This window comes from Alterirhizorhabdus solaris (genome assembly GCF_007785815.1).
Taxonomy (GTDB): domain Bacteria; phylum Pseudomonadota; class Alphaproteobacteria; order Sphingomonadales; family Sphingomonadaceae; genus Alterirhizorhabdus; species Alterirhizorhabdus solaris.
Map to the genome: position 1 here is coordinate 79,011 of NZ_VNIM01000004.1, position 22,947 is coordinate 101,957.

Below are 22,947 nucleotides of genomic sequence, written 5' to 3' on the forward strand. Positions count from 1 at the left end.
GGAGCTATCCTTCAGCGATCGAAGCGGATCAGGTCGGCGGCGCGCAGGCCGATCGCCATCGCCGGTGCATTGGTGTTGCCGGAGACGATCGTCGGCATGACCGACGTATCGACCACGCGCAGCCGCCCGACGCCGCGCACGCGCAGCTGTGGATCGAGCACCGCATCCGGATCACCCGGCCCGCCCATGCGCGCGGTGCCGCAGATGTGGAACGATGTGCCGCCGATCGTGGTGGCATTGGCCAGCACGTCTTCGTCCGTGGCGATCGAAGGTCCAGGCAGCGTCTCCTCGACGATCCACTGCGCCAGCGCCGGCGCCTGCCCCAGCGCACGCAGGAAGCGAAACAGCGAGACAGCCGAAATGCGGTCGATCTCGGCCGAGAAATGGTTCGCGTCGATGAACGGCTTCACGTCCGGATCGGGGGATGTGATCCGCAGCTCGCCCTGGCTTTCGGGGTTGGTGAAATAGCCGAGGATCGTAAGGCCCGGATACGGATCGATCGCGATGCCCTTGGCCGTCGGATGCATCGAGTAAAGCCCCATGCCAATCTGCGCATCGGCGTGGTCCAGCCCGGGGCGGGTCTTCACGAAGCCGCCGACCTCGTGCGCCGAATGGGTCAACGGGCCGGACGATCGCAGCAGGTAGGAAAGCGCCGAGCGGATCAGGCCAAGCCCCCGGAAGCTGTGGTTCAGGCTAGCCCCCTTCACGCGATATTGCGTGGAAAGGTAGCGATGCTCGCGCAGGTTGCGCCCCACGCCGGGGGCATCCACCACCACCTCGATGCCATGCGCCCGCAACAGCGCGCCCGGCCCGATGCCCGACAACTGGAGAAGCGTGGGCGACTGGATGGCGCCGGCCGATAGGATCACCTCGCGCCGTGCCGGAATAGCGCGCGTGCCGCCCGCCTTGTTCCTCACCACGACGCCTGTCGCGACGCGGTCGGTGATGCCGATCCGCAGCACGTCGGTGTTCGGCAGCACCGTCAGGTTGGGGCGGCCGCGCACCGGCGTAAGGAAGGCGCGCGCGGCGCTGAACCGCCTGCCGTGCCAGGTCGTGGTCGGCTGGTAGCCCAGGCCTCCGTCGCGCACCACATCGACATCGTTCATGTCCGCCACACGCGGCACCCCGATCTCGCCGGCGCCGTCCAGCACCGCCTCGCACAGCGGATTGCCCGAAGGATGCATCGTGATCTTCAGCGGTCCGCCAACGCCGCGCCACGGCCCGGCACCGAGCGGATGATCCTCAAGTTCGACGAGGCGGCGGCCCATTTCGTCCCAGCCCCAGCCAGTGCAGCCGAGCGCCGCCCAGCCGTCATAATCGCGTGGCGCACCGCGCACGTACACCATCCCGTTGACCGAACTCGACCCGCCCACCGCGCGTCCCTTTAGCCACAGCTCGGGCGGCTTGTTGCCCCCCGGCGATACCTGATAATCCCAGACATGCGGGTTGCCCGGCGCGAGCAGCTTGCCGATTCCGCGCGGCATGTGGACGAGCGGGCTGGTATCGTCGGGGCCGCTCTCCACCAGCAGGACCGTCGTCGCCGGATCCTCGGAAAGCCGGTTCGCCAGCACGCAGCCGGACGAGCCGGCACCAACGATGATGTAATCGTAGCTATCGCCGGGCGTCGCCATCAGAGCGGTCCGAGGCGGGCATAGCCCCCCTCGATCCAGCCGAGTGGATCGCTACCCTCGCCCGCGTGGACCGCATCGACCGTGCCGACGAACAGTTCGTGCGTGCCGAAGACCAGCGTCTCGCGGACGGTGCAGAAGATCGCCGCGCACGCCTGCGGCAGATAGGGCAGGCCATCGCGCACCTGCCATTCCGCGCCGGCGAAGCGTTCGGTGCGTAATGCACTGTTCGAGAACAGGCCGACGAGCGCGGTGTGCTCGATGCCGAGGAGGTTGATGCAATAGCGCCCCGCGCGTTCGATCGCGGCATGTGCGCTGGCAGCGCGGTTGACGCTGACCAGCATCGAGGCCGGTTCCATCGAGACGGGGATGACCGCCGAGGCGGCAAGCCCGGCGGGCGCGCCGGTCACCGGGTCATGCGTCGTTATCAGCGCCACCGCGCCGGGCATCCGCCGCATCGCCGCCTTGAGGGCGGTCGCAACCTCCGCATCGGTCTGCTCGCTGATCGTCATGCCGCTCCCCGCGTCTCGTTACGCGCTCTGCTACGGGGCGATCCCGACCCCGCGCGCCTGTCGAAAGGCGGGCGGGCCTTTCAGCTCCAGCGCGCGATCGCCGCCGTCACGGTCGTCTCGCCCGGTTCGGTGATCGTCGGCGGCGTCCCGTTCATTTTCGGCGCCGGGGCCGGTTGCGCCTCGCCGTGCCGCGTCACGAAGCTGTGCCGGGCGATATTGTGCGGATGGAGCGGCGCCTCCGCCAAGGACAGCACGGGGGTAACGCAGGCGTCGGTCTGCGCGAACAACGCCGCCCAATGATCGCGCGGGCGACTGTAGAAGACGGCGGCGAGATCGGCCTCCATCGCCGGCCAGCCGGCGCGATCCGCCTGATCGTAGCCGCGATCTGCGAGGTCGAGGGCCTCCACCATCTGCGCGAAGAACTGCGGCTCCAGACACCCCACCGCCACATCGCGCCCGTCGGCGCAGCGATAGCAGCGGTAGAAGGGCGAGGCGCCGTCCAGCAGGTTGCTGGCCGGCGCATCCAGCCACAGCCCCTTCGGGGTCCAGGCGTGGAACAGGCTCATCAGCGCCGGCACGCCATCGGTGATCGCCGCATCCACCACCTGCCCGCGCCCGGTCGACCGGGCCGACAGGATGGCGGCGAGCAACCCCGCGATCAGGAACATCGCGCCCCCGCCGTAATCACCGACGAGGTTCAGCGGCACGGGCGGCGGCGACATGCCGTCGCCCATCGCATGCAACGCGCCGGTGATCGCCAGATAGTTTAGGTCATGCCCCGCCCGCAGCGCCAGCGGGCCGGTCTGCCCCCACCCCGTCATCCGACCGAACACGAGGCGCGGGTTGCGTGCGAGGCACGCCTCCGGCCCGATCCCCAGCCGCTCCATCACGCCGGGGCGATAGCCCTCGATCAGCGCATCGGCGCGGTCGATCAGGTCGAGCAGCGCGTCGCGGTCGGCGGGGGCCTTCAGGTTCAGCCAGACCACATCGCGGCTGCGGTGGAGGACGTCGCCGCCGACATCGTCCCACGCCGCCGCGACCGCGCCGGGCGGGCGGGCGATACGGATCACGTCCGCGCCCATGTCCGCCAGTAACATCGCGGCGAGCGGGATCGGGCCGATCGCGTCGATTTCGACGATACGGACGCCGGCGAGCGGACCGGTGCGGGCGGTCATCAGATGGTGGTCCGGTCCGCGCCCTTGAGATCGAGGATGGCGCGCGCTTCGTCCGGCGTCGCCACCGACAACCCCTGCGCCTCGATGATCTGGCGGGCGAGCGTCACCTGCTGCGCGTTGGTTTCGGCAAGCCTGCCCCGCCCCGCCCACAGCGAGTCCTCAAGCCCGACCCGTACGTTGCCCCCCATTGAGGCGGCCATCGCGACGATGCTCATCTGCCGCGCGCCCGCGCCGAGCACCGACCATTCGTAATGGTCGCCGAACAGCCGATCAGCGGTCCGCTTCATGTGCATGATGTCGTCTGGGTGGCTGCCGATACCGCCGAGGATACCGAAGCAGGTCTGGATGAACAGCGGCGCCTTCACCAGCCCGCGATCAAAAAAGTATTTCAAATTGTAGAGATGGCTGGTGTCGTAACATTCGAACTCGAACCGCGTACCCTGCGGCGACAGCACCGAGAGGAGATGCTCAATGTCGGCATAGGTGTTCTTGAAGACCAGATCGCGCGACGCCTCCAGCGCCTTCGCTTCCCAGTCGTGCTTGAAGTCCTTGTATCGGTCCAGCATCGGGAACAGACCGAAGCCCATCGTGCCCATGTTGAGGCTGGCGACTTCGGGCGCGAAGGTTTCGGCCGGGCGCATACGTTCCTGCACCGTCATCGAGGGATGCCCCCCGGTGGTGAGGTTCAGCACCGCATCGGTGCGCTGCTTGATGACGCCGAGGAACGGCCTGAACAGATCGGGATCCTGATCGGGCCGCCCGTCCACCGGGTTGCGTGCGTGCAGGTGGATGATCGCCGCGCCCGCTTCGGCCGCGCCGACCGCCGACTCCGCGATCTCCTGGGCCGAAACCGGCAGGTACGGCGACATCGACGGCGTGTGGATCGCGCCGGTGATGGCGCAACTGATGATTACTTTGCCTTTGGCCATGGCGTCCTCCGCTAATGCGGGCGACATGCCCGCCCGGAGGCCACAACCAACCTGCCGATGGTTAGGCGATCAGGCGAGGATACCGAACTGCCTCGCGCGCATCACCGCCTGCGGGCGTCGCCGCACGCCGAGCTTGTCGTAGATCTGCTGCATGTACCATTTGACGGTGCCCTCGGTGAGACCGAGCCGTTCGCCGATCTCGCGGTTACGCAGACCGCCGGATACCATCGTGAGGATATCCACCTCGCGACTGGCGAGACGACTGCCGAGGCCGACGCTGTCCTCCTCGTCTTCGTTCTCGTCGTCCGCGCTGATCGCGGGGCTGCTGCGCATCATGCCGGCCAGCTTCGCCGCGAACACGTCGGCCGGTGCATCCAGCATGGGGCCGTTGGCATAAGCCTCGGTCAGCAGCGAGGCGATCACCTCGCCCTCGTCGATGAACAGCTGGGTCCAGCCGGCCGGCTCGGCGAGTTCCACCGCCGCGCGCACCGATCGCCGCGCCTTAGAGCGGTTCCCCTGCAACACGGCGATCTCGGCCAGCAGCAGTTCGAACGTGACGACCGATCGTACCGAGCCGGTACGCTTGACGAAATCGAGCCAGCGGACCGCCACCTTGCGGACACGCACCAGCCGATGATGCTGCATCTCGATTCGCAACCAAGCGATCGCCATGCTCTCGTTCTGGCGGGTGGGGTGAAGGGTCGGCACCGGCTCCTCGTCAGCATTGAAGTCGCCGGCACGGAACGCCGCCTCCGCCTCGTCGATCTGGCCAATCCTGATGAGGATGCGGACCTGCTCGGCGACGACCAGCGCGCGCAGCCGGCTCAGACCGCATTCGATCGCGACGAGATGCGCCTCCTCCAGCCCGGACAGGGCCGCATTCATCTCGCCCGCGGCGAAAGCCAGCCGCGCGCGCACCAAATAGCCGGCGGCGATCTGGTCGACGAAGCCCCATTGCCGCGCGGCCGGCAGATATTCCGCCACCAGTTCGGCCGCCTGCCCGCTCTCGCCGATTTCGTAGAGCAGCCCGGCCAGCGGCAGCCCCGGCAACGCCGCCAGCCCTGCACCGACCTCTGGGTTGGCCCTGGCGGTCGCCAACGCCTCCTCGAGAAAGCGCCGGGCGAAGGCCGTCTTGCCCTGTGCCATCAGCGTGGGTGCGACGGACGACTTGAGCGCGATCGACGCGAAATCCGAACCGGGCCGCCCCAGCGCACGGCGCGTCTCGGCTTCCAGCTTTAGGATGTCGTTAAAGTGATACAGCTCGCGGCGCGCGGACATCAGCTGGGCGAGCAAGGTGCAGCTGAGGTAGGGGTGCTCGTCCCCCAGATCCTGCAACAGTCCCTCGGCCTGCTGCTCCACCGCCACCATGTCGTCCCGCGCGGCCGCTAGCATGATCTGACGATGGCGGATCATGAAATCGAGCGTCTCGTCGGCGTGGCCATCCAACGCGCCCGCCGCGCGGCGTGCGTCGCGGATGGCGATCGCCGCGCGAATAAGCCGTTCCGCCGAGGCGAACGACAGACGACGGATACGCCGCCACGCCAGCGCCAGCAGCAGCATCGGCCGCTCGCTCAGCACCGGCCAGGGCAAGTCGGACCCCAGTTCATCGATGCGGTAGAGATGGCCGGCATAGATCAGGTCGTTGGCGAGGGCTTCCAGCTGGTCGGCGACGAACGAGACGTCCCCGCTTGCCGCCGCGTGATCGAGCGAGAGCAGCGGCCGATGGACGGCGGCATAGTGCCGGCTCGCCCGCCGGTGCAACGCCGCCGCGCGGGCCGGCGCGCGCTCCTTGAGCCGGCCGAGGATCGAGTCGCGGAACAGCGGATGATAGCGGAATCGGCCGCGTTCCTGATCGATCGCGGTCAGGAACAGGCCGGCCTGATACACATCGTCCAGCTGGCGACGCGCATCGTCATCCTGCGATACCGCTGCACAGGCTTCGGGCGAAAGATCGGCCAGCACGGCGGTATCAACCAGAAAGTCGCGAACCGACTGGGGCTGCAACGACAGAACCTCTTCCAGAAAATAAGCGTTGAACTCGGCGCGCAGATTGTCGGAAAGGCGGGTCCAGCCGATCCCCTGCGCCTTCTCGCGGCGGTAGAGCTCACCCGCCATGACCAGCCCGGCCGCCCAGCCGTGCGTATCGTGGATGATGAGCTGCATGTGTTCCGCATCGAGCGGCACGCCGGCCGTGCGCGAAAGAAGCTCGATGGCCTCGGCGCGATCGAAGCGCAGTTCGCTGGCGCCGATATCGACCATCAGGCCGAGCGAACGATTGCGCGCGACCGGGATGCCGAGGGCGCCGCGCGAAACGAGGATCGTCGTCATCGTGTCGCGCACGCTGGCGATCATCTGGGTGATGAAATCAAGCGCGTCGCGCGGCAGCAACTGGGCATCGTCGATCACCAGCACCGGATGGGCGGTCGCCGTCTCCGCCATGATGGCAAACCACTCGTTATTCTGTCCGCTCGGATCGAGCGTCGCCCAATCCAGCCCGGCGGCGACGCCGGCGGCCTTTAGCGCAATACGGAACGAGGTCAGGTCCGAGATCCCGGCACGCCCGGCCAGCCACAGGCCGGGACGACCGGCGGCCTTCAGTTGCTCAAACCAGTATAAGGCGGCGGAGGTCTTGCCGCTGCCGGCGGGCGCACTGATGCTGGTGATGCGGGACTTTCCGATCGTGTCCAGCATGGCCGACAGTCCGGCGCGTTCGATGAACAGACGTCGGCTGCTCGGCGGTACGATCGTGGTCGGCACCAGCCCCATGTCGCTCTCCTATGGTCCGCCTCTTTGGGCGGCTCGTATTATTCGACGGGGTATTTACTGATTTCGACGCCCATGCAAGCCCCAAGGCCTATCTCGCGACAGGTAGTGGAACGACCGGGAAATGTTGAAACAGTCTCGCCTTCCCTGTCCCCCGGCAGGTTCTGGCGACATGCGGATGACCAAGTCTCATGCTCCGGTGACAGTCCGGCACGATGCGGCAGACAGGAAGGTTCAGGATGAAGGCATTGCTCCTCGAACAGACGGGAGGCGTCGAGAACGTCCGCGTCACCGATGTGGAAACGCCGACGCCGGCGGCAGGCGAAGTCCGTGTCGCGGTCCGCGCGGCATCGCTAAACCATCGTGAGCTGTTCATCGTGCAGGGTCAGTATCCCGGCATGACGCTGCCCACGACGATGGGCTGCGACGGTGCCGGCGTGGTCGACATGATCGGCGATGGCGTGGAAGGCGTTTCCGAGGGCGACGAGGTGGTGATCTACCCGGGCCGCGGCTGGGGACCGAACCGCCACGCGCCGGCCGCCGATTTCGGGCTTCTCGGCATGCCCTTCCCCGGCACCGTCGCCGAATATGTATGCGTGCCGGCGGAAAATCTGGCGCCGAAGCCGGCGTTCATGAGCTTCGAGGAAGCGGGCGGCATGCCGCTGACCGCGCTTACCTCGTGGCGTGCGCTGATGTTCAAGGGCCGCCTTCGGCCCGGCGAGACGGTGCTGATCTCCGGCGTCGGCGGCGGCGTCGCCACCTTCGGCTTGGCGTTTGCCGTGGCGCTCGGCTGCACCGTGTATGTCACCGGCGAGAACGAGGACGTGCTGGAGCGCGCCTATGCGATGGGCGCCAAGGGCGGCCTACTGTTCACCGATCCAGACTGGCGCAAGAAGGTGGGCAAGCTCACCGGCGGTATCGACGTGGTGCTCGATGGCGCGCCTTCCCCGAGTCTCGCCAACTATGTCCGCGCGATCAATCCGGGTGCGCGGATCGTGATCTACGGCTCCACCGCCGGCAACGAGGTGAAGTTCAACGCAACGGACATCTTCCTGAAAAGCGCCAGCATCGTCGGCAGCCAAGTCGGCGATCCGCAGGATTTCCGCGAGATGCTGGACTTTGCCGGCAAGCACGAACTTAAGCCCGTCATCCAGCTTACCTTCCCGCTCGCCGAGGCGAAGGAGGCGCTACTGTTCCTGCGCGACAACCACAGCTTCGGCAAGATTGTGGTGACCATGTGAGTAACACGCTGTTCGAACTGTCGGGCAAGTCGGCGCTCGTCACCGGTGGCGCGCAAGGCCTCGGGCGGATGATCGCCGAAGGGCTGCTGCGCGCCGGCGCCACCGTCGCGATCACCTCGCGCAAGGCGAACATCTGCAAGGCGGCCGCCGACGAGATGGCATCGCTCGGGTGCTGCGTGGCGCTGCCGGCAGATCTTTCCACGCCGGAAGCGGCGGTCGATCTGGTCGCGCGCTACCGCGATGCCGTCGGCCCGTGCCACATCCTCGTGAACAACGCCGGCAAGACATGGGGCGGGAAGATCGACGATTTTCCCGACAAGGCGTGGCCGGGGGTGATGGCCGTCAACGTGCAGACCCCCTTCACGATGGTGCGCGAGTTGCTGCCCGAACTGGCCGCCGCCGGCACCGCCGACGATCCCGCCCGCGTCATCAACATCGGCTCGGTCGCGGGCATCCGGACGGAGCGGCTCAACGCCTACAGCTATGCCGCCTCCAAGGCCGCGATCCACATGCTGACCCGCGATCTGGCCGGGGATCTGGCCGAACGGAACATCACCGTCAACGCGGTGATCCCGGGCTTCTTTCCAACGAAGATGACGGCGCACATGCGCGATGCGGACGAGAGCGTCGATCCGACGCTGCTCGCCCATATTCCGCTGCGCCGGCTGGGCCGGGCGGATGATATCGCGGGTATCGTCGTATTCCTGTGCTCGCGCGGCGGCGGTTATGTCACCGGCGCGCAGATCCCGGTGGACGGCGGCATCGTCGGGTGCGGCTGACCGACGTGGCTGACGAAACCATCCACCCGTTCACGGTGGCGGTTGCCGATGAGGCGCTCGCCGATCTGGGACGTCGCCTCGGCCATATCCGCTGGCCGACGCCCCAAACGGTAAGCGATTGGAGCCAGGGCGTGCCGATCGCGGCGATGCGCGGCCTCGTCGACTACTGGCGCGACGGTTACGACTGGCGTGCGTGCGAGGCGCGGCTCAACGCGATCCCGCAATATCGCACGACGATCGACGGACTGGGCATCCACTTCCTCCACGTCCGCAGCCCCGATCCGGCCGCCCTGCCGCTGATCCTGACGCATGGCTGGCCGGGTTCGGTGCTCGAATTCCTCAAGGCGATCGGCCCGCTGACCGATCCGGCCGCGTACGGCGCCTCCGGGCAACAGGCGTTCCACGTCGTCGCGCCCTCGCTCCCTGGCTATGGATTTTCCGACAAGCCCGGCGAGAGCGGCTGGGGGGTGGAGCGGATCGCGGCGGCGTGGATCACGCTGATGCGGCGGCTGGGCTATGGTCGCTTCGTCGCGCAGGGTGGAGACTGGGGCGCCGCCGTCACGACGGCGATCGCCATGGCCCGCCCGCCGGAGTGTGCCGCGATCCACCTGAACATGCCGCTGGTGTTTCCGGAGGCGGGTGACTTCGCCAACCTGACCCCTGCCGAGCAGGCCACCGTCGCCGCCATGACCTTCTATCAGGAGAAGGACAGCGGCTATGCCAAGCTGCAGGGCACCCGGCCGCAGACCGTCGGCTATGCGCTCGCGGACTCGCCGGTGGGCCAGGCCGCTTGGATCTACGAGAAATTCCACGCCTGGACGGATAACGACGGCCCGCCCGAGAGCGCGCTGACCCGCGACGAGATGCTTGATGCGATCACGCTATACTGGCTGACCAACAGCGCCGCCTCATCGGGTCGGCTCTATTGGGAGAGCGCCGAGGCGTTCAAGGCGCAGCGGCTGGAACTGCCGGTCGGTGTCAGCATCTTTCCGCGCGAGATCTTCCGCCCCTCGCGCCGGTGGGCGGAACGCAGTTACCCGAAGCTGATGTACTGGAACGAGCCAACGAAGGGCGGCCACTTCGCCGCGTTCGAGCAGCCGGCGCTGTTCGCGGATGAACTGCGCGCCTGCTTCGGCCAACTCGCCTGAGTCACGCGGCGTCGCCCATCGTCTCGTCGAGGAACGCCACCAGCATCGCCCACGAAAGGCGCTGCGCTGGCGCGTCATAGGCCATGCGCGGATCGCCCAGCCCATCCACGTCGGGATTGGTGTAGCTGTGCAGCGCGCGGCCGTGGACGAGCAGGTGCCAGTCCGCGCCGGCCGCATCCATCTCGTGATGGAAAGCGGCGATGTCGGCCTGCGGCACCAGCGGATCGCGCGCGCCGGTCGCCGCGAGCACCCGCGCCGTGATCGCACCGGCCACCGCCGGTGCGTCCGTCGTCAGCAGCCCGTGGAAACTCGCCACCGCCGCCACCGGCGTGCCGCTTCGCGCGAGTTCCAGCACCGCCGTGCCACCGAAGCAGAAGCCCATTGCCGCCACTCGCCCGGCCGCGACGCCCTCGACCAGACACAAGGCGTCGAACGCCGCCCTTACGCGCCGACGCAGCAGGGGGGGATCGGCTCGGAATGCACGGACCGCCGCCATCATCGCGTCACCTGCCAGCACCCTGCCCTCGCCGTGCATGTCGGCGGGGGCGGCGATGTACCCGACCCCCGCCAGCCGCGCGCAAGGGCGGCGGACGTTCCCGCCGATCCCATCCGCCTCGTGCACCACCAGCACCGCGCGGCCATTCGCCCGCGCTGGCCGATGGAGTTCGCCACGCAGGATGAGATCGCCATCCCGATACGTCCAGCATTCGCCCGGCATCGTCATCCTCGCCACAGCCCGTTCGGGGTTACAAAGGCGCGAAACTGTCGATCGTTGCCTCGCCCGTCATCACGGTCACGTCCGCCACGCGCGATCGGAACTGGATGCCGCCATCCTCGCGCCAGATTTCGGTCCGGATCGTCTGGCCGGGCAATACCGGCGCGGTGAAGCGGGTCGCGACGGCGGAGAGGCGATCGGGATCGCCATCGCAGCACAGATGCACGATCGCTCGTGCCGCCAGCCCGAGCGTAGCGAGGCCATGCAGGATCGGTCGATCGAACCCGGCCGCCCTTGCTGTCTCAGGATCGATGTGCAGCGGATTGCGATCGCCCGACAGGCGATAGAGCGCCGCCTGATTGCGCGCGGTCGGCAGGTCCAGCGCCGCATCGGGCGCCCGTTCGGGCAGAGCCGCCGGCGCCGGCCCCGGCAGGCCGCGCTTCCCGCCGAAACCGCCGGCATCGCGCAGCACCCACGTCTCGTCCATCTCGGCGACGATCGTGCCGCCGAGCGAGCGCAACGTGCGCCGCACGCGGACGAGCGCGGGCTTGCCTAGCCCCTTGTCGGCGATGTCGCCAACCTCCGTGGTGCCGGCGAGTTCGTCGTCCGAGGCGAGCGGGCGGGCCAGCCGCAGCGTCTGCTCGCCGTGCAGTATGCATCGCCAGTCGAGTCCCGTCTTCGGGTCCATCGCCCAGAACCCCGGCGTGCCGAGCACCAGCGCCATCGTCGGCAACGCCTTCAGTCGTCGCTCGAACAGCAGCCCCGTCTCCTCGACCGTGTCCGACAAGCCCGCACCCGTGCCGAGCGCGTACAGGATCACGTCGCGCGGATCGTAGCTGTCGCGGTGCGATGGCACGGCATAGGCGCGCAACCGCCCGACATCGAGCATCGCCACGGCCTAGCTCATCTTGCGTTCGTCGAGGCCAAGCGACCGGCCGATGATCTCGCGCATGATCTCCGACGTGCCGGCGAAGATGCGGCTGATGCGGGCATCGGTGAACATGCGGCTGATCCGATATTCCTCCATGTACCCCGCGCCGCCGTGCAGCTGGACGCATTCGTCCATCACCCGGCCCTCCAGCTCACTCGACAGCAGTTTGGCGGCGGAGGCATCCTCTGCGGTCAACTCGCCCGCGTTTAGCAGCAACACGCCCTGATCGACATAGGTCTGGATCGCATCCAGTTCCGCCCGCATCGAGGCCATCTTGAACCGCGTGTTCTGGAACGCACCGATCGGCTTGCCGAACGCCTTGCGCTCCTTGACGTAATCGAGCGTGATGTCGAACGCGGTCTGCGCCGTCGCCATGAAGCCGATCGCCGCCACCAGCCGTTCCTGCGCGAGGAATTGCGCGAGATATCTGAAACCCGAGGCGGGATCGCCCAGCACGTTGGCCTTGGGAACCTTTACGTCGTTGAAGAACAGCTCGGCGGTGTCCTGCGCCTTCAGCCCCATCTTGGCGAGCTTGCGGCCGCGCTCGAACCCTTCCATGCCGCGCTCGACCAGAAACAGGCCGAGGCCGTGGCGCGAGTTGGGATCGGTGCGGGCGGCCACCACCACTACGTCGGCGAGGATACCGTTCGAAATATAGGTCTTGGCGCCGTTCAGCAGCCAGTGGTCGCCTTTGTCGACGGCCCCCGTCCGCATCCCGGCCAGATCCGAGCCGGTCGACGGCTCGGTCATCGCCACCGCCAGGATTTTCTCGCCGGAGACGATGCCCGGCATCAGCCGGTCCTTCTGCTCGTCGTTGCCGAGCTTTGCGACATAGGGCGCGACCAAATCGCTGTGCAGGTTGATGTAGAAACCCACGTCGCCGTGGCGCATGTTCTCCTCGATGATGATCTGCTCGAAGCGGAAATCGGCGATGCCGGCGCCGCCATATTTCTCGTCCGCCCATGTACACAGCAGGCCGTTGGCGCCCGCCTTGCGGTAGATGTCGCGTGGCACGATGCCATCGGCACGCCACTGTTCGGCGTGCGCGCCCACCTCCGTCGCCATGAAGCGCCGGACGGTATCGCGGAACTGTTCGTGCTCCGGATCGAAGATCAGCCGCTTCATGCGCCGACCAGCTCTTCCTTCGATGCGGGCACCGCATCGGCGTAGAACGGCTCGCCCCTCTCCGCCCGGGCGCGCAGCCAGGGCGACGGCAGGAAACGCGGGCCGTGGCGCTGCGCCAGTCGGTCCGCCTCCGCGACAAAATCGGCGATGCCGACCGTGTCGATGAAGCTGATCGTGCCGCCCGTCCATGCCGGAAAACCCCAGCCGTAGATCGCGCCGAGATCGGCGTCCTGCGGTGTTTCCAGCACGCCTTCCTCCAGGCAGCGCGCCGTCTCCATCGCCTGCGCGTAGAGGAAGCGGCGCTTCAGCGCATCGATGTCGTAGCTACCCTGGACGGGGAAATGCTCGCCCAGCCCCTTCCACAATGCCTTCTTGCCGCCTTCGGGATAATCGTAGAAGCCCCCGCCCGACTTTCGGCCCGACCGGCCAAGCTCGTCGCGCATCTTACGCAGGGTCCGCACGCCGGCCGGGGGGGCATATTTGTCACCCTCCTCCGCGATCGCCTGATCCACGATCTTCAGCGGCAGGTCGAAGGTCAGTTCGTCCAGCAGCGCCAGCGGGCCGACCGGCATGCCGACCGCCCTGGCCGCATTCTCGATCACCGCCGCCGGCACGCCTTCCTCCAGCATTGCCCCGCCCTCATGGATCAATGTCTGGAACACTCGGCTGGTGTAGAACCCGCGGCTGTCGTTGACCACGATCGGCGTCTTGCGAAGCTGGGCGATGTAATCGAGCGCCTTCGCCAACGTTTCGCTGCTGGTCTTGCGGCCCATGATGACCTCGACCAGACCCATGCGATCGACCGGCGAAAAGAAATGGATGCCGATGAACTGGTCCGGCCGCCGGCTTGCCTGCGCCAGCTGGCCGATCGGCAGGGTGGAGGTGTTCGAGGCGAACACCGCGCTAACCGGGATCACCGCCTCGGCCCGCTGGGTCGTCTCGGCCTTGATGGCGGTGTCCTCGAATACTGCCTCCAGGATCATGTCGCAGCCGTCGAGCAGCGTGAAGTCGTCGGTGGCGGTAATGCGTGCGAGCAGCGCGTCCGCCTTGTCCTGCGCCAGCGTGCCTTTCTCGATCGCCTTGCCGGTCACCTTGGCGGAATAGGCCTTGCCCTTCTCGGCGGTGGCCACGTCGCGGTCGATGAGCACCACGTCGATCCCGGCGTTGGCCGAGACATAGGCGATGCCGGCGCCCATCATGCCGGCGCCGAGCACGCCGACCTTCCTCACCTCGGATTTCGGCACGCCGGCCGGGCGGCGTGCGCCCTTCTCGGCCGCCTGCTTGGACAAAAAGGTGGTGCGGATGATGTTGCGTGCGACCGGATCGGTCAGCAGCCGGGCGAAATACTTGCCTTCGACCGAGAGCGCCTTGTCGAACGGCAGCTGCATCCCCTCGAATATCGAGGACAGGATCGCACGCGGCGCCGGCAGATTGTAACCGGCTTTCGCGATCGAACCGGCGCCGACCATCCACGCCATAGAGTCCTCGGGGATCGTTAGCCCCTTCTTCTGCGGCGGCTGCCAGCCCTTCACGTCCCACGGCTTGACCGGGTCCGGCGCCGTCGTCAACCATGCCCGCGCCCGATCGATCAGCGCGGCGGCGGGTACCACCTCGTCGACGATCTTCAGCTTCAGCGCCTCGGCCGGCGCCACCGCCCGGCCGGACAGCAGCAACTCCACCGCCGTCTTCACCCCGGCGATCAGCGCGAAACGGACGGTGCCGCCCGAACCGGGCAGCAGACCGACGTTCACCTCGGGCAGGCCGACAACCGCCTTCGGATCATCGACGAGGATGCGATAATGACAGGCGAGCGCCAGCTCGAACCCGCCGCCGAGCGCGAGACCGCCCATCACCGCCACCCACGGCTTGCCCGAATGCTCGATCGCGCGATGCATCGCGGTGGCGGCCTGCGAGAATTCATAGGCCTGTTTCACGCTGAGCTTGCCGAAGCCCTGCACCAGCTGTTTCAGATCCGCCCCGGCCATGAACGCCTTCTTGGCGGAGGTGAGGATCACCCCCTTCACCTCAACGTCGTTCTTTAACCGGCCGATCGCCTCGTCCATCTCGGCGATGAAGGCATCGGAGACGACGTTCATCGACTCGTCGGCATTGTCGAGGATTAGGGTGGCGAAGCCGTCTTCGGCTTTCTCGATCTTCAGGTGTCGCATGATGTTCCCGCTCTTGGCTAGGGGCGCTCAGACGCGCTCGTTATGGCAGCGCGCGCTCACACGCGCTCGATGATGGCGGCGGTGCCGAGGCCGTTGGCGGCGCAAAGCGTGATAAGGCCGGTTTCGAGATCGCGGCGTTCCAGCTCGTCGAGTACGGTGCCGAGGATCATCGCCCCCGTCGCGCCGAGCGGATGCCCCATTGCGATCGCCCCGCCGTTCACGTTGATTTTGTCGTGCGGAATGTTCATGTCACGCATATAGCGCAGCACGACGCTGGCGAAGGCTTCGTTCAGTTCCCAGAGGTCGATGTCGTCCTTCGTCATGCCGCCGGCTTTCAGCGCCTTTTCCGATACGGCGGCCGGTGCCGTCAGCATGATCGTCGGCTCGGAGCCGATGTTGGCATAGCTGCGGATGCGGCCGCGCGGCTTGAGGCCGGCCTTCACGCCGAATTCCTTCGAGCCGACCAGCACGATGCCCGATCCGTCGACAATGCCGGAGCTGTTGCCGCCGTGGTGGACGTAGTTCAGCTCCTCGATCTCGGGGTAACGCGCCTTGGCCACCGCCTCGAAGCCGCCCTTGCCGAAGCCCTCGAACGCCGGCTTCAGCTTGGCCATGCTTTCCACGGTGGTGCCGGGCCGCATATGCTCGTCATGGTCGAGCAGCACCTCGCCCATCACATCCTTCACCGGCACGATCGATCGCTTGAAGCGGCCCTCGGCCCAGGCGGCGGCGGCACGATACTGGCTTTCGACCGCGAAGTTGTCGACATCCGTGCGGCTGTAGCCGTCGAGCGTGGCGATCATGTCGGCACCGATGCCCTGCGGCGCATAATAGTTGGCGAAGGCCACCGCCGGATCGGACGTCCACGCGCCCGAGTCGTAGCCCATTACCGTGCGGCTCATCGATTCCACGCCGCCGCCGATGCCCGCCTGGATCATGCCCGCATGGACCTGCGCCGCAATCAGGCTGACGGCATCGAGGCCGGTAGCGCAGAAGCGGTGGATCTGCTGGCCCGCGACCGTCTGCGCATAGCCCGCCTGCAGCACGGCCGCGCGCGCCAGCACGCCGCCCTGTTCGCCCACCGGCTGCGCCATGCCGATGATGACGTCGTCCAGCAGCGCGGTATCGAGGTCGTTGCGCTCCCTCAGCGCCTTCAGCAGCTGGGTCACCATCTCGACGGAGGTGACCTCGTGCAGCGCGCCGTCCGGTCGGCCCTTGCCACGCGGCGTGCGGACATGATCGTAGATGTAGGCTTCCATGGCTGTCTCGTCCCAGCAGCGAAGTTCATGTGCTCGTCTATGTCCTTTCCCGTCCGCCCGCCGTGTCCGCACCTACCGAACGAGAGGCGCGGGCGGCCACCCGTCGCGCCACTTGAGCGGACAGGACACGGGATTGGAGCGGAAGCGGGTGGGCACGACGGGCGAAGACGTTTCCGCCATCAGGGTAGGCGCCACGACGCTGGGCGATCTGCTGATGAAGGCGTGGGATCGCGCGGCCGACCGCGAGGCGCTCGTCTTTCCCGAGGGTCGAAAAAGCTACGATGCGTTGCTGGCCGGCGTGATGCACCGCGCCCGCGGCCTGCGCGGGCTGGGGGTGCAACCGGGCGATCATGTCGGCGTGTTGCTGCCCTCCGGCATTGAGTTCGTCGAAACCCTGTTCGCCAACGCCATGCTCGGCGCGGTCTCGGTGCTGATGAACGCGCGCTACAAGGCGCCCGAGATGCTCTACGTCATCGAGAATGCCGATCTGGCGGCGCTCGTCACCAGCGACGAGGCGAACGAGCATGTCGATTTCACCGCCCGGTTGAACGAGGCGTTCGACGATCTGGGCGACCAGCCCGTCCCCCGCGTGCTCGACCTCGCCGGTGCGCCGAAGATGCGGCGGATGGTCCTGTTCGGCGGCAGGCAGGCACCGGGTTTCGTCGATCAGGCGATGTTCGATACCGCCGCCGCCACCGTGACACCGGCCGAGATCCACCGCCTGCGGGTCGGCGTGCGAGTGCGTGCGCCGGCGATGATCCTCTACACGTCGGGCACGTCGGCCAATCCCAAGGGGTGCCTCATCAGCCACGAGGCGATCACCCGCGAGGCGGCGAACATCGCGCGCTACCGCTGGCGCTTCCAGCCGGACGAGCGCGCGTGGTCGCCGCTGCCGCTGTTCCATGTCGCCGCGATGCTGGCGATGCTGGGGGCGATGGATGTCGGCGGCACCTTCATCGGCCAGCCGCATTTCGACGCCGGGGAAAGCCTGCGCCAGATCGAGGCGGAGCGGGTGACGATGATGTTCCTGCCGTTCGTCACCTTCCATCAGGCGATGATCGCGCATCCTGACTGGGACAAGGCGGACATGAGTTCGGTGCGGCTGCAAAACAGCTGCTTCGCCTTCATGCCCGATCGCGTGGGCCAGGCGTATCGGGAGAAGGCGCCGAGCATGCTTCAGGTCGGCACGATGGGAATGACGGAAGCCGCCGGTATCGTCACCACCGGCGGTTACGACATGGACCCGGCGCTCGGTTTCGAGACGCTCGGCTATCCGCTGCCGGGGGTGGAAATGAAGATCATCGACGTCGAGACGGGCGAGGAGGTGCCGCCCGGCGTGCGCGGCGAGACGCTGATCCGCGGCTATAATTTGTTCGATGGCTATTATCGCGATCCGGCGAAGACGGCGGAGGCGATCGATGCCGATGGCTGGTATCATTCCGGCGACATCGGTTCGATGGACGAGCGCGGCCATCACATGTTCCACGGCCGGTTCAAGGACATGCTGAAGGTTGGCGGCGAGAATGTCGCGGCGGCGGAGGTGGAGGCGGTGCTCACGAGCCATCCGGGCGTACGGCTGGCGCAGGTGGTCGGCGTACCCGACGAGCGCCTCGCCGAGATCCCCGCCGCCTTCGTCGAGCGCAGCGGGCTGGCCGATGTCGATCCGGCCGAATTGATAGCCTACACCAAGGCCCGGCTGGCGTCGTTCAAGGTGCCGCGCCATATCCGTTTCGTCGAGGAGTGGCCGATGTCGGCGTCCAAGATCCAGAAGTTCAGGCTGCGCGGCGCCCTGATGGACGAGCTTGGCCTGCGGGACTGACCGGGGCAGGATGACAAGGGGAAATCCCATGCGTTTCGTGATTACGGGTGCGGCCAGCGGCATCGGCCGCGCCTGCGCCCGACTGCTCGCGGCGGGCACGATCATTCCCGGCGAACACCGGATGCTGCTGGTGGATCGCGACGCCGCCAATCTCACCGCCGTCGCGGGCGAGATCGGCGATGCCGCCGCGACCGCGATGGTGGATCTGGCGGAAACCGACGCCGGCGACCGTATCGTCGCCGAAGCCGTCGCGCATATGGGCGGTATCGACGCCGTCGTCAGCAACGCCGGGGTGATCTCGGGCGGGGCGCTGGCCGAACTGGACGTGGTGAGCTTCGACCGCGTGTTCGCGATCAATACGCGCGCCACCTGGTTGCTCGCCAGGGCGGCCTACCCCCATCTCAAGGCAAGCCGGGGCGCGTTCATCGCCACCGGCTCAATGTCGGCGACCCAGCCCACGCCGGCGCTCGGCTTCTATTCATCCAGCAAGGCGGCGTTGTTGATGCTGGTTCGGCAACTGAGCATCGAGTGGGGGGCGGACGGCATCCGCTGCGCCACCGTCTCCCCCGGCCCCACCTATACGCCGATGACGGCGGCGGGCTATGCCGACCAGAAGCAGCGGGACCGACGCGAGGCGAATATAGCGCTGCACAAGCTGGGCACGGCGGAGGAGGTGGCCAGCGCCATCCTGTTCCTCGCCGGGCCGCATGCCAGCCATATTACCGGCATCGATCTGCTGGTCGATGGCGGCATGTCGAACATGCTGATGCCCGCCAGCGGCGGCGGCACCGGGCAGAAGGCCAGCGCCTGAGGGCCGCCTGTCCGTTCGGGCTACCTAACCAAAGACAGGGGCGGAGAGACGACACGGCATGCCATCGCTTCGAAGTGATAACGAGATGACCGGTCCGGGCTGACTTCATCGCCCGTCCGACAGTGAGGAGTGTCTGAACATGCGCGTGGCAAGGGTTTCCAAAGACGGCCGGATCGGCGTCGCGGTGTCGACTGCCGAAGGTGTTCGCGCCGTGTTCGGCGACGCGGGCGTGACGGATCTCGACGCGCTGATCGCCGGCGGCGTCGGGCTGGCCATCGCGGCAAAGGCGGCAGCGGCCGGGGAAGCGGTCGACGAGGCGGACCTCACCTTCCTGCCGCCGCTGGTGAAGGCGCCGAAAATCGTCTGCCTCGGCCTCAACTACAAGGATCACGCCGCCGAGGGCGGCTTTCAGGTGCCCGAGTTTCCGACCATCTTCGGCCGCTTCAATTCCAGCCTGATCGGCCACGGCGCGCCGATCATCAAGCCGACCGTCTCGGACCAGCTCGACTATGAGGGCGAGCTGATCGCGGTGATCGGCACCGGCGGCAAGGATATCGCCGAGGACAAGGCGCTCGATCACGTTGCCGCCTATTCGGTGTTCAACGATGGTTCGGTGCGCGATTACCAGATGAAGACGCCGCAATGGACCGTCGGCAAGAATTTCGACGACACCGGCGCCTTCGGCCCGTGGCTCGTTACGCCGGACGAATTGCCGGCAGGCGCCGCCGGCCTGAAGATCGAGACGCGGCTCAACGGTCAGGTCGTGCAGAGCGCCTCGACGAGCGACATGGTGTTCGACGTCCCGACCACGATCGCGCTGCTCTCCACCTTCATGACGCTGGAGGCAGGTGACGTGCTTGTGATGGGCACGCCCTCGGGCATCGGCCTCGCGCGCAAGCCACCGCTGTTCATGAAGGACGGCGACACGGTGGAGGTGGAGATCGAGCGCGTCGGCCTGCTGGTCAACCCGATCAGGGCCGCCTGATACCGCGAGGGAGACGGAGATGGATGCGAACGACGGCAGGAAAGGGCGGCGGGCCGACGTGCTCGGCGTCCACTCCATCGATCATTTTGCTCTCGCGGTGCCGGATCTGGGCGAAGCGCGGCGATTTTACGAACGGTTCGGGCTGGAAGTGCGCGACAGCGGCGGCGCGCTCGAACTCTATGCCAAGGGCAACCCGCACCGCTGGGCGACGCTGATCCAGAGCGAGGGGGCCAAGCGACTGCGCTATCTTTCGTTCGGTGTGTTCACCGACGAGATGGTGGCGTTTCGCGCCCACCTCGTCACGCAGGGCGTGCGCGCCATCGCGGCGCCTGACGACGCCGATCCGGACGGTTTCTGGTTCGACGGGTTCGATGGGCTGCCGGTCAACATCCGCGTCGCCGACAAGGTAAGCCCCGCCGAAAAGAGCCGTTTCACCTTCGCGAGTGCCGCGCCGGGCGTGTCGGGCGCGGTTCTCAATTCCAAGGCGCCGCCGGTGCACCCGCGCCGTCTGTCGCATTTCGCGCTGTTCACCACCGACGTGAACGCCGCGATCGACTTCTACGAGCGCACGCTGGGCCTGCGCCTTTCGGACAAGAGCGAGCCGGCCGTCGCCTTCCTCCACGGCGTCCACGGCAGCGACCATCACCTGCTCGCGCTGGTCCTGTCCGATCGACGCGGGATGCACCATAACAGCTGGGATGTCGGCTCGGTGACCGAAGTGGGGCTGGGCGGCGCGACGATGGCGCGGGCCGGCTACGATCGCGGCTGGGGCATCGGCCAGCATGTGCTGGGCGCGAACTACTTCTATTATGTCCGCGATCCGTGGGGCAGCTATTCGGAATATTCGGCGGACATGGATTTCATCCCCCACGACGTCGACTGGCCCTCGGCCAACCACGCGCCGGAGGACAGCATGTTCCTGTGGGGGCCGAACCCCGATCCCGAATTCATCCAGAACTTCGAGCCGGCGGACAACGCCGCGCCGCAGGAGACCCGACCATGACCACGTTCGTCCTTCTTCACGGCGGCGGCATGGGCGGCTGGACGTGGAAATATGTCCGCGACCTGCTCGAAGCCGGGGGGCACAAGGTTCATACCCCCACCTTCACCGGCTTCGGGGAGCGCGCGCATCTGATCGGCCGTGACGTGGGCAATGCCACGCACGTCCGCGACATCGTCAACGTCTTCCGCTTTGAGGATCTGCGCGATGTCGTCCTCGTCGCGCACAGCTATTCCGGCACGGTCGCCCCCGGTGTGCTGGCCGAGGTCGGCGATCGCGTGACGCGGGTGATCTATCTCGATGCGATCGTGCCCCATTCGGGCGAGCGCACCGGATCGCTGATGGGCTATGTTCCCGAGGACCAGCTCGCCGGGCTGGATGCGATGCTGGAGGCCGGCGACGGACCGATCGGTTCCGGCGTGGACGAGATGCAGCGCGCCGCCGCCAGGGAGCATCCGCATCTGATGAGCGCCGAACGTCAGGCATGGCTGCTCACCAACCTGACCGATCAGCCGATGCGCGCCACCTCCAGCCTGATCCCGGTCGGTGCGGAGAAGATCACCCAGCCCGTCGATTATATCGCTGCCGCCGATACCGTGATGGGCCAGATGCACGAACGCGCCCGCGCGCTCGGATGGCCGGTCCACGATCACCCCGGCGACCATGCCTTGCTGGTGGGTGATCCCGAAGGCACCGTCGCGTTGATCCTCGAGATCGCGGGCGGGCGTTAATGGATATCGCCAGCCTGTTCTCGATCCGGGGCCGCGTCGCCGTCGTGACCGGCGGCAGCGCCGGGATCGGCCGCCATATCGCCACCGGCCTCGCCGCCGCCGGCGCCCGAGTGTACCTCTGCGCGCGGACGGAGGCCAAAGTGCGCGCGGCGGCCGACGAGATCGCCGCTGCCACCGGCGGCACCGTGATCGCCCTGCCCGCCGATCTTTCCACCCTGCCCGGTATCGCGGCGCTGGTGGCGGAGGTGACCGCGCGCGAGCCGGCGCTCCACATCCTCGTCAACAATGCCGGCACCATCGCCGACGCGCCGCTGGACGACTATCCGGAGGAAGGCTGGGATCAGGTGATGGACCTGAACCTGAAAGGCCCGTTCTTCGCGATGCAGCGTTTCCTCCCGCTGCTCCGCGCCGCCGCCACCGCCGAGCATCCGGCCACGGTCATCAACATTGGCTCGGTCGGCGCGCTCAAGATCGGCCCGCGCGAGGTCTATGCCTATCAGGCCTCGAAGGCCGGCATCCACTGGCTGGCCAAGTCGCTCGCGCGCAAGCTCGGGCCGGAGAATATCACCGTCAACGTCATCGCCCCTGGCTTCTTCGAGAGCGACATGACCGTCATCACCTCCGACGAGATGCGCCAGATGGTCGTCGGGATGGTGCCGCGCTGCCGCACCGGCTTGGCCGAGGACGTGGCGGGCGCCGCGATCTATCTCGCCTCGCGCGCGGGCGCCTATGTCACCGGCTCGGTGATCCCCATCGAAGGCGGGCTATCGATTTGACACCGCGCACCTGCCTTGTCGCCACGCTGTCGCTGCTTGCCGGCCTCACCGGCTGCGACTCCGCGGAGAAGGCGGCCGAATTCGCCGTCACGCGCCATCTCGCGGCGCCGGCCACCGCACGGTTCCGTGCGTGGCACATCAATAACGAAGGCGTGATCTGCGGCGAGGTGCGCGGTCGCGAGAAGGACGTGCCGACCGCCTATCGCAAGTTCATCTATTTCGCGCACACCGGCCACGCCGTCATGGAACCGCCGCAATCGCGGGAGCGCATCTGCCCGCCGAACAACCCGACCTGCGGCCGGACCGACGAGGCGATCCTCGCCGACAAGAATCGCGACGAATTCGATGCGAGATTCGTGGCCGACTGCCGCTGAGGCGCTGCTCGTTGGATCCGGACGCGAGCTTTACCGGGTGCGATTGCGTGGATCATTGAGTCCGTGCGTATGCGCCAA

At 67.3% G+C, this 22,947-nt stretch carries 20 protein-coding genes; 10 read left to right on the forward strand and 10 right to left on the reverse strand.

From position 1 onward, the window contains the following. Positions 1 to 11: 11 nt before the first annotated feature. From FOY91_RS02175 to FOY91_RS02195, 5 genes are all read right to left on the reverse strand, one after another. The gene (locus tag FOY91_RS02175) at positions 12 to 1,631 is read right to left on the reverse strand and encodes a GMC family oxidoreductase (protein ID WP_145147653.1); all 1,620 of its coding nucleotides are present in this window, start codon (positions 1,629 to 1,631) and stop codon (positions 12 to 14) included. Next, positions 1,631 to 2,140 carry a flavin reductase family protein gene (locus tag FOY91_RS02180; RefSeq protein ID WP_145147655.1) on the reverse strand — a complete coding sequence of 170 codons (510 nt, stop codon included), beginning with the start codon at positions 2,138 to 2,140 and terminating at the stop codon, positions 1,631 to 1,633. Before FOY91_RS02180 ends, FOY91_RS02175 begins: the two co-directional genes overlap by 1 nt. Positions 2,141 to 2,220: 80 nt before the next feature. After that, positions 2,221 to 3,315, reverse strand: coding sequence for a CaiB/BaiF CoA transferase family protein (locus FOY91_RS02185; RefSeq protein ID WP_145147657.1), 1,095 nt, complete (start codon positions 3,313 to 3,315; stop codon positions 2,221 to 2,223). Continuing rightward, complete coding sequence (gene kce, locus FOY91_RS02190; protein WP_145147659.1) at positions 3,315 to 4,244, reverse strand: 3,5-dioxohexanoate:acetyl-CoA acetone transferase; 930 nt, start codon at positions 4,242 to 4,244, stop codon at positions 3,315 to 3,317. The genes FOY91_RS02185 and kce overlap by 1 nt, the downstream gene beginning before the upstream one ends. Positions 4,245 to 4,313: 69 nt before the next feature. Beyond that, positions 4,314 to 7,010, reverse strand: a complete 2,697-nt coding sequence (locus tag FOY91_RS02195; protein WP_145147661.1) for a winged helix-turn-helix domain-containing protein — start codon at positions 7,008 to 7,010, stop codon at positions 4,314 to 4,316. Positions 7,011 to 7,246: 236 nt separating this feature from the next. On the opposite strand from FOY91_RS02195, the gene FOY91_RS02200 reads away from it, so the two are divergent. Genes FOY91_RS02200 through FOY91_RS02210 form a run of 3 tightly spaced genes read left to right on the forward strand, consistent with a single transcriptional unit; the run spans position 7,247 to position 10,175 of the window. Beyond that, entirely contained in the window at positions 7,247 to 8,248 is a 1,002-nt protein-coding gene (locus tag FOY91_RS02200; RefSeq protein WP_145147663.1) for a zinc-binding dehydrogenase, read from the forward strand. Continuing rightward, positions 8,245 to 9,027 (forward strand): SDR family oxidoreductase, encoded by a 783-nt coding sequence (locus FOY91_RS02205; protein WP_145147665.1) that lies wholly within the window; start codon positions 8,245 to 8,247, stop codon positions 9,025 to 9,027. Before FOY91_RS02200 ends, FOY91_RS02205 begins: the two co-directional genes overlap by 4 nt. Before the next feature lie 5 nt (positions 9,028 to 9,032). Continuing rightward, entirely contained in the window at positions 9,033 to 10,175 is a 1,143-nt protein-coding gene (locus FOY91_RS02210; protein WP_238995185.1) for an epoxide hydrolase family protein, read from the forward strand. Between the two features lies 1 nt (position 10,176). Here FOY91_RS02210 and FOY91_RS02215 read toward each other — a convergent pair whose 3' ends face one another. From FOY91_RS02215 to FOY91_RS02235, 5 genes are read right to left on the reverse strand one after another with little or no spacing between them, the layout of a single operon-like run. Beyond that, the gene (locus tag FOY91_RS02215) at positions 10,177 to 10,899 is read right to left on the reverse strand and encodes a dienelactone hydrolase family protein (protein ID WP_145147669.1); all 723 of its coding nucleotides are present in this window, start codon (positions 10,897 to 10,899) and stop codon (positions 10,177 to 10,179) included. A 22-nt stretch (positions 10,900 to 10,921) separates the two neighbouring features. After that, positions 10,922 to 11,779: a MaoC/PaaZ C-terminal domain-containing protein gene (locus FOY91_RS02220; RefSeq protein WP_145147736.1), complete on the reverse strand. Its 858-nt coding sequence runs from the start codon at positions 11,777 to 11,779 to the stop codon at positions 10,922 to 10,924. Between the two features lie 9 nt (positions 11,780 to 11,788). Beyond that, complete coding sequence (locus tag FOY91_RS02225; protein WP_145147671.1) at positions 11,789 to 12,946, reverse strand: acyl-CoA dehydrogenase family protein; 1,158 nt, start codon at positions 12,944 to 12,946, stop codon at positions 11,789 to 11,791. Beyond that, positions 12,943 to 15,114: a 3-hydroxyacyl-CoA dehydrogenase NAD-binding domain-containing protein gene (locus tag FOY91_RS02230; RefSeq protein WP_203234465.1), complete on the reverse strand. Its 2,172-nt coding sequence runs from the start codon at positions 15,112 to 15,114 to the stop codon at positions 12,943 to 12,945. The genes FOY91_RS02225 and FOY91_RS02230 overlap by 4 nt, the downstream gene beginning before the upstream one ends. Before the next feature lie 56 nt (positions 15,115 to 15,170). Next, on the reverse strand, positions 15,171 to 16,373 hold the full coding sequence (locus tag FOY91_RS02235; protein WP_145147673.1) for an acetyl-CoA C-acetyltransferase: 1,203 nt from the start codon (positions 16,371 to 16,373) through the stop codon (positions 15,171 to 15,173). A gap of 133 nt (positions 16,374 to 16,506) precedes the next feature. Between FOY91_RS02235 and FOY91_RS02240 the strand changes: the two genes are divergently transcribed. The 7 genes from FOY91_RS02240 (at position 16,507) to FOY91_RS02270 (ending at position 22,869) form a co-directional block, all read left to right on the forward strand. Then, positions 16,507 to 18,192, forward strand: coding sequence for a class I adenylate-forming enzyme family protein (locus tag FOY91_RS02240; RefSeq protein WP_238995186.1), 1,686 nt, complete (start codon positions 16,507 to 16,509; stop codon positions 18,190 to 18,192). Between the two features lie 28 nt (positions 18,193 to 18,220). Beyond that, complete coding sequence (locus tag FOY91_RS02245) at positions 18,221 to 19,003, forward strand: SDR family NAD(P)-dependent oxidoreductase (protein WP_145147675.1); 783 nt, start codon at positions 18,221 to 18,223, stop codon at positions 19,001 to 19,003. Between the two features lie 139 nt (positions 19,004 to 19,142). Next, positions 19,143 to 19,988, forward strand: a complete 846-nt coding sequence (locus tag FOY91_RS02250) for a fumarylacetoacetate hydrolase family protein (RefSeq protein ID WP_145147677.1) — start codon at positions 19,143 to 19,145, stop codon at positions 19,986 to 19,988. Between the two features lie 19 nt (positions 19,989 to 20,007). Continuing rightward, a complete protein-coding gene (locus FOY91_RS02255) occupies positions 20,008 to 20,991 on the forward strand; it encodes a VOC family protein (protein WP_145147679.1) in 984 nt (327 codons plus the stop codon). Then, entirely contained in the window at positions 20,988 to 21,719 is a 732-nt protein-coding gene (locus tag FOY91_RS02260; protein ID WP_145147681.1) for an alpha/beta hydrolase, read from the forward strand. The genes FOY91_RS02255 and FOY91_RS02260 overlap by 4 nt, the downstream gene beginning before the upstream one ends. Beyond that, on the forward strand, positions 21,719 to 22,495 hold the full coding sequence (locus tag FOY91_RS02265; RefSeq protein ID WP_145147683.1) for an SDR family oxidoreductase: 777 nt from the start codon (positions 21,719 to 21,721) through the stop codon (positions 22,493 to 22,495). Before FOY91_RS02260 ends, FOY91_RS02265 begins: the two co-directional genes overlap by 1 nt. Further along, complete coding sequence (locus tag FOY91_RS02270) at positions 22,492 to 22,869, forward strand: hypothetical protein (protein ID WP_145147685.1); 378 nt, start codon at positions 22,492 to 22,494, stop codon at positions 22,867 to 22,869. The genes FOY91_RS02265 and FOY91_RS02270 overlap by 4 nt, the downstream gene beginning before the upstream one ends. Positions 22,870 to 22,947 lie beyond the last annotated feature (78 nt).